This is a genomic window from Spirosoma utsteinense (assembly GCF_014282275.1).
GTDB classification, from domain to species: Bacteria; Bacteroidota; Bacteroidia; order Cytophagales; family Spirosomataceae; genus Spirosoma; species Spirosoma utsteinense.
In genome coordinates, this window is sequence record NZ_VFIA01000030.1 from 70,656 (window position 1) to 77,086 (window position 6,431).

7 protein-coding genes and 1 tRNA gene are annotated in these 6,431 nt (G+C 55.1%); 5 read left to right on the forward strand and 3 right to left on the reverse strand.

Annotated elements, in window-relative coordinates:
- Positions 1-12: 12 nt before the first annotated feature.
- Positions 13-1,647 carry a T9SS type A sorting domain-containing protein gene (locus tag FH603_RS20570; RefSeq protein ID WP_186739583.1) on the reverse strand — a complete coding sequence of 545 codons (1,635 nt, stop codon included), beginning with the start codon at positions 1,645-1,647 and terminating at the stop codon, positions 13-15.
- A gap of 144 nt (positions 1,648-1,791) precedes the next feature.
- Between FH603_RS20570 and FH603_RS20575 the strand changes: the two genes are divergently transcribed.
- The 3 genes from FH603_RS20575 to FH603_RS20585 all read left to right on the forward strand — a co-directional run bounded on the left by FH603_RS20575 (position 1,792) and on the right by FH603_RS20585 (position 3,824).
- Positions 1,792-2,241 (forward strand): hypothetical protein, encoded by a 450-nt coding sequence (locus FH603_RS20575; RefSeq protein WP_186739584.1) that lies wholly within the window; start codon positions 1,792-1,794, stop codon positions 2,239-2,241.
- 118 nt (positions 2,242-2,359) lie between these two features.
- Positions 2,360-3,676: an MFS transporter gene (locus FH603_RS20580; RefSeq protein WP_186739585.1), complete on the forward strand. Its 1,317-nt coding sequence runs from the start codon at positions 2,360-2,362 to the stop codon at positions 3,674-3,676.
- 73 nt (positions 3,677-3,749) lie between these two features.
- Positions 3,750-3,824 (forward strand) — tRNA-Val (locus FH603_RS20585).
- Positions 3,825-3,857: 33 nt separating this feature from the next.
- Here FH603_RS20585 and FH603_RS28985 read toward each other — a convergent pair.
- Together FH603_RS28985 and FH603_RS28990 are read right to left on the reverse strand one after the other, a co-directional pair.
- Entirely contained in the window at positions 3,858-3,992 is a 135-nt protein-coding gene (locus FH603_RS28985) for a hypothetical protein (RefSeq protein ID WP_262891266.1), read from the reverse strand.
- A 106-nt stretch (positions 3,993-4,098) separates the two neighbouring features.
- Positions 4,099-4,233, reverse strand: a complete 135-nt coding sequence (locus tag FH603_RS28990) for a hypothetical protein (RefSeq protein WP_262891265.1) — start codon at positions 4,231-4,233, stop codon at positions 4,099-4,101.
- 135 nt (positions 4,234-4,368) lie between these two features.
- Between FH603_RS28990 and FH603_RS20590 the strand changes: the two genes are divergently transcribed.
- Together FH603_RS20590 and FH603_RS20595 are read left to right on the forward strand one after the other, a co-directional pair.
- On the forward strand, positions 4,369-5,022 hold the full coding sequence (locus FH603_RS20590) for a class I SAM-dependent methyltransferase (protein WP_186739586.1): 654 nt from the start codon (positions 4,369-4,371) through the stop codon (positions 5,020-5,022).
- 59 nt (positions 5,023-5,081) lie between these two features.
- Positions 5,082-6,371 carry a TonB-dependent receptor gene (locus tag FH603_RS20595; protein WP_186739587.1) on the forward strand — a complete coding sequence of 430 codons (1,290 nt, stop codon included), beginning with the start codon at positions 5,082-5,084 and terminating at the stop codon, positions 6,369-6,371.
- Positions 6,372-6,431: the final 60 nt, after the last annotated feature.

Here is a 6,431-nt window from a genome sequence, read left to right on the forward strand (position 1 = left end):
AGGCATCAAACGCTAGCGTGTGATGACTACTTTTTTGGTTTGGCTGCCGCCTTCATGGGTGATGCGCAGGAAATAAATTCCGGCAGGCAAGGTGCCGACGTTCATCGTTTCACTCATGGCCCTCACCGGCTGGCGGCCGATCACCTGACCGCTTGTTGTTAATAACGTCAACTCGGTAGCGATGGTTGGGAGCTGACCGAAGGAAACAGTCAGCGTTGAGGCAGTGGGGTTGGGGAAAACCGTTATATCGGCGCTGGATGGTTCTGTTGCCGTTACCGTTCCCATATCGAACCGGCACAGGTATACCTGCCGCCCCGTCAGGTCGATGGTTTGCTGCCAGGTTTTGTAGCGAACAGTCAGGGTCGTTTTCTGGCCATCGGCCGCATACGGGTTCTGGGCCGCAATCAGGATCGCATTGCCCTTGGCCACCCCCCGCCAAACGGGTAGTTGCTTGTCCATCAGGTCGCGGGCGGGCGTTTCGATCACCAGTTCATACTGACCCTGGAACATGTCGGCGAAGCGGGAAAGGCGGTAGAGCCCATGCGTAAAATGCTCGTAAGCGCCGTAAACGTCGTTTCGGGCCTGCTCCACGTTGGGTTCTTCCCACAGCCATAGACCAGCAGCGCCCGAGAAAAATGGAAAAATAGCCGTGGCTTCGGCCATAAAAGGCTGGATGAAATTGGGGTAGAACGGCGTACTGTTATGATAGCGGAGCCACACCCACGGCACCACCGGTTTGTTGCTCCAGGCCCGGTTTGCCTCTACCTGAAACAGCAGGTAGGCCAGGTAATCCTGGGCCAGCGGGTTGGGGTAGTCGTAATAATAATAGGCCGAAGGCGACAGCACGTCCAGCCGGTCGTAAAAGGGGCCGCCCACCCGCTGCCCGGTCGAGTCCTTGACCAGGTAGTTGACCCGCGCCAGGTTCGTTGTCCAGTCGGCCCAGGTGTTGCCCGGCACATTCAGGTAGGTATTGAGGATCGGCGTGTCGGCGTAGCTGCTGACCGTTATGCCCGTCAGGTCGGCGTTCTCGCGCAGGTACCGTAAACTTTCGGCATACAGTGCCCGGATATCTTTTTTGTAAGCCGCCAGAAAATCGGCGTCCGACAGGTTACGGTAAACCGCAGGCACGCTGGCGTTCTGCTTGAGCCGCAGGATTCGCGCGTCCGATTCGGCAATGCGTTCAACGTCGATCGTGATCCGGCCCGCCTGGATCACGTACTTGCCACTGGCGTTTCGTGTCCCCCCCGCCACCTCCGACAGCCACTGGTTCCATTTGGCCCGGTAAGCATTGAGGTCGTTGCCCCACGGGCTTTCGATCGTTTCCCATGGCTGGTTGAGGCCGGTAGCGGTGCCGTAATACGGGATGGCCCGCTGGCGGGGCTGCACCACCGATCCAAACTCGGTGGCGTTGATCCGGTCGAGGTGACTGAAGCCGTGGCGTAACGGACTCCCCTTGGTATCGCCAAAGCGCGGCCCACTGTAGATGATGGAAAAAGGCAGGGTAAATTCCGGAAATTTATCCCACTCGATCCGGTTGGGTTGACTGACGGGGGTAAAATTCAGGGGGTCGGCACACAGCTGCTGCGCCCGCGCCGACAGGTTCAGACTGCCCCACAACCCAACTAATAGACCAAATCGTACGAGCATTGCTTGAAATTTCGTTAAAACTACTGAATTTTGGGTCGCGCCGGTTGGCCACCCACCGGGGCTACAGGTATACGGGCGACTCTTCGAACAGAACGACCGGTGACCGTTTTCTTTTCTTACGCACGAACCAAACCTAGTTTAGTTATGATTTCGCTTCGCTTTTTGCTGGTATCCCTCCTTTTGTCGGCAACGCTGTTCAGTTGCAAAGATGACGACAAGAATAACCCAACGGTAAACTCCCAAACCGAACTGCTGGTGTCCAATAACTGGCAGACAACCCGCGTATCGACTACCGACGGGCAGACGATCGCCACTAACCGCCTGGGGACGAGCACACAGGTACTCTTTGGCCTGGACATGCAGTTCCGCAATAACAACACCGTTCGGGCGGTCGACCGCGTCAGTAAGCAGATCATCAACGGCGGCACCTGGACCCTGGCCCCCGACGGCAAGTCGATGGATGTCGACGTAACGGGCTTCAAAGGTAATTTCCCAATCGTCGAACTGAACCGCACAAAACTCATCCTGCGTCAGCGCGCGCCGGTCGATGGCAAGGACACCGATATAAACCTGGAATTCGACCCATCGGTTTGACCAGTGACCAGTGAGTGATTGAATGAGGGGATTTTGAATGAGTGAATTGGGTTTGCGTCAGCTATTCACTCATTCAAAATCCCCTCATTCAATCATTCGAAATTCACTCAATCCCTCATTGAAAAATAACCCCCGTACCCTGACCGCCTGGACGTTCTACGACTGGGCAAACTCCGTGCATTCGCTGGTGATCGTGTCCAGCATTTTTCCGGTCTATTTCTCGGCCACTGCCCTTAATGAAGCGGGTGGCCCCATCATCAACTTCCTGGGCTTCCCGATCAAAAACACGGTGCTGTTTTCGTACACCGTCTCTGCGGCTTTTCTGCTGACAGCCCTCTTGTCGCCGGTTTGCTCGGCCATTGCCGATTACAGCGGCCGGAAAAAGGCGTTCATGAAAGCCTTCTGTTACCTGGGGGCCATCTGCTGCGGGTTGCTTTATTTCTTCACCCGCGATACGACCACCTTCGCCGTCATCTGTTTCGGGCTGAGCCTGGTTGGCTGGAGCGGCAGCATCGTCTTCTACAATTCCTACCTGCCCGATATCGCTACCGACGACCAGTTCGACCGGGTGAGTGCGCGGGGCTTTTCCATGGGGTATATCGGGAGCGTGCTGCTCATGATCTTCAACCTGCTCATGATCCTGAAGCGGGACTGGTTTGGTAACATCTCCGAAGGGACAGCCTCACGGATCGCCTTTCTGACGGTTGGGGTATGGTGGATCGGATTTGCCCAGATTGCCTTCAGCCGACTGCCCGACGGCACCCGAAAGCCCGGCCAGAACAAAAATGGACGTTACCTCCTCAACGGTTTCCGCGAGTTACGCAGCGTCCTCAACCAATTGTCCCAGCGGCCGCTGATCCTGAAGTTCCTGACCGCCTTTTTCGTGTACAACATGGGAGTTCAGACGGTGATGTACGTAGCAACCATTTTTGGCAGCGACGAGCTGAAAATGGACGGACAGAACCTGATCATCCTGGTGCTATTGCTTCAGCTGGTTGCTATTCCGGGCGCGTATGGGTTCTCCTGGCTGTCGGCCCGGATCGGTAATACCTACGCCCTGATGGTGGCTGTCGTGATCTGGATCGGCATCTGCGCCGGGGCCTACCTGGTGCAGACCCAGGGTCAGTTCTTTGCGCTGGCCTCGGTGGTGGGGCTGGTCATGGGCGGTATTCAGTCGCTGTCCCGCTCGACCTACTCCAAGCTCATTCCCGCTACGACCGACACCGCTTCGTACTTCAGCTTTTACGATGTGACCGAGAAGCTTTCCATTGTAATGGGGACCCTGCTCTACGGATTGATCGAGCAACTGACGGGCAGTATGCGTAATTCGGTGCTGGGTTTACTGGTTCTGTTTATCATAGGGTTACTGCTTTTATGGCGTATTCCGTCACAAAAAATCTACCGCGTCCATTTGGAAACAAAGGAAGTTTCTTAGATTTGTGTCCCCGGAAAGCGTTGACGACGCCCTTTCTCACGAAACTCCGCCGTCGACACTTTCTCGGGGACAAAGGAGGTTAGCTCAGTTGGTTCAGAGCGCTGCTTTGACAGAGCAGAGGTCAGCGGTTCGAGCCCGCTACTTCCTACTACGGTTACCCTATCAAGAAAATTAAACCCCGTTAATCAACCAGATTAGCGGGGTTTTCGATTTTATACCACAACGACTGCAAAATGGCGTAGAATCCCCACGCGTCCCGTAAGGACACAACAGCGTAGCGTCGGTAGAATAACCCATTCGCATTAACATTTTTCATTATGCCGTGGGTGCGACAATCAAATGTTGTTTCGCACCCACGGCACTACCATCTTACGGGCATCTTCCAACATTCGCTTAACAACATTTCTACCAACGCTGCGCTCTTACGTCCCTACGGGACGCAGAAAGATGGTACCGACAATCACAACGTTTTCTACCGACGCTTCGCTGTTGAGTCCTAACAGACGGCGCGGTTGTCGACTGGCGTAATGCGGTGATTTCTCTCCAATGGTTAACATGCTTGTTCATTATTTATTGGGGCCCCGGTGCCATTAAGTCACTTTTATTAATTTCCATTTTAGTTATGGTTATTATAAAATATTACTAATATATATTTGGTTCGTCATGTTTCACACCATTGTCCAATCAACTATATGAGCTTTTCTACTAATACCACACTCAACGACACGTTACGTTTTAATCAGAACCAGGTCTGGAGCGAAACAGATAGTTTCGCCCTTGAGCGCTACGCTCAGTTTACGCAATACCTCCCGCAGCAGGCCCTCTCGGTCCTGGACGTTGGCTGCAATACGGGCCGGGGCGGACAAGTGCTGAAACAAAAAAAACCGCATCTGAAACTCTGGGGAATCGATATGGTCGAAGATCGTATCCGTCGTATACCGGGTGGGGTGTACGAACACCTGGTGGCTGGTTCAGCGACATCGATTCCAGCCGAGGATAATAGCTTTTGTGCCATTGTAGCCGGCGAACTGGTTGAGCATATTCCGGTTGCTGTCTTCCCCACCATGCTCAGCGAATTTTACCGGGTACTTAAACCTGGTGGCCGGGTATTGTTAACCACGCCGAACCCTAAATCGTATCTGGTCTACCTTCGTAAGCACAGTATCTATGCCGACCCATCTCATGTAAACATCATGCATCAGAAGCAGCTGGTCGACCAGTTGACCAAAGCAGGCTTCGTTAGTACCTCGGTGATGGGCAGTGGCAAAGTATCACGCCATCTGGGTGACCGTTTCCCACTTTTTAATGTGTACGGAAGCTATCTGACGATTTCCCAAAAACAGTAATAAATACGATCCGGATAGACCCACCGCTTTACATAGCGACCCGACACTATTGAAAACTAATGATCAACCATCTACGGGTCTGCTCGCTCCTGATCATGGGTGTCCTGATGGCCACACCCGCACTGGCTCAGCTTAGTTATTCCCTGTCGGGTACGGTACGGGACTCGGCCAGCCGCCAGCCCCTGGGGCGCATGGCCGTGGTCATCGATTACGAAAAAGCCACCACCGGCACCTACACCGATGAGCAGGGGCGTTTCACGATCAGCCTGCCCTCGGGTCGCCATATCGTCGTGGTGCGGGGCGTGGGCTACGTCCCTTTCCGCACCAGTCTCTACCTGCGCCAGCATACGACCCTCAACGTCGATCTGCCGGCGGTGTCGGGCCAGCTCGAAGAGGTCGTCGTCACCAGCAAAGGCTACGACCGCACCGTGCGTGAGCCCCTGCTGGGGGTAAGCCGCATCAGTATGAAAACGCTCGAACGGTTGCCAGCCGCCCTGGGGGAAGTCGATATCCTGCGGGGGCTGCAACTGCTGCCTGGAGTTACCAGCGTGGGTGAAGCCGCCAACGGGATCAACATCCGGGGCGGCACCACCGACCAGAACCTGATCCTGATGGACGATACCCCCATCTTCAACCCCACCCACATGTTTGGCCTGTTTTCGGTCTTCCCCCCCGACGCCGTCAACGGGCTGGACCTCTACAAGGGCAACGTCCCCGCCCGCTTCGGGGGACGGGCTGCGTCGGTGCTCGACATTTCCCTGAAGAACCCCAACCTCGAGCAGTTCCGCCTGACGGGGGGCATCAGCCTGGTGTCTAACAAACTCACCGCCGACATGCCCCTGATCAAGGGAAAACTGGGCCTGCTGATTTCGGCCCGGGGTGCCTTCAACTCGCCCCTGCTGCACCTGGCCTCCCCCCGCCTGAACGACATCAAAGCCGACTTTGGCGACGTGGTGGCCAAGCTCTTCTGGCGGGCGGGGGAACGCAGCACGGTAACGGCCATGGGCTACTTCAGTAAAGATTTCTTTCAGACCAATCTGCTGGGCAGTCTGGCTAACATCAATGCCACCGGCACCCAGTACCGCCACCAGACCCTGAACGGCATGGTGCGCTGGTTTTATACCCTGACGCCCCGGCTCAACCTCCAAACTACCGCTATCGTAGCGCAATACGTCCCCGACATCATCTCCCTGGAAGCGGGTTCGTCCAACAAAGTCACCCTGCGGCAGGGGCTTTTGCAGCGGCAGATCAAGTCCAACCTGAACTACCAGACCGAACAGTCCAAAACCGAAGTAGGTCTTAGAGTATGTTTGGGACTATTATTTGGCCAGCCTATTGAGCAGGATTGAAATAAAGCCAATTCGTAGCATAGCCTCCGAACTTTCTATGGTTTTGTCTACGTCTCGGAA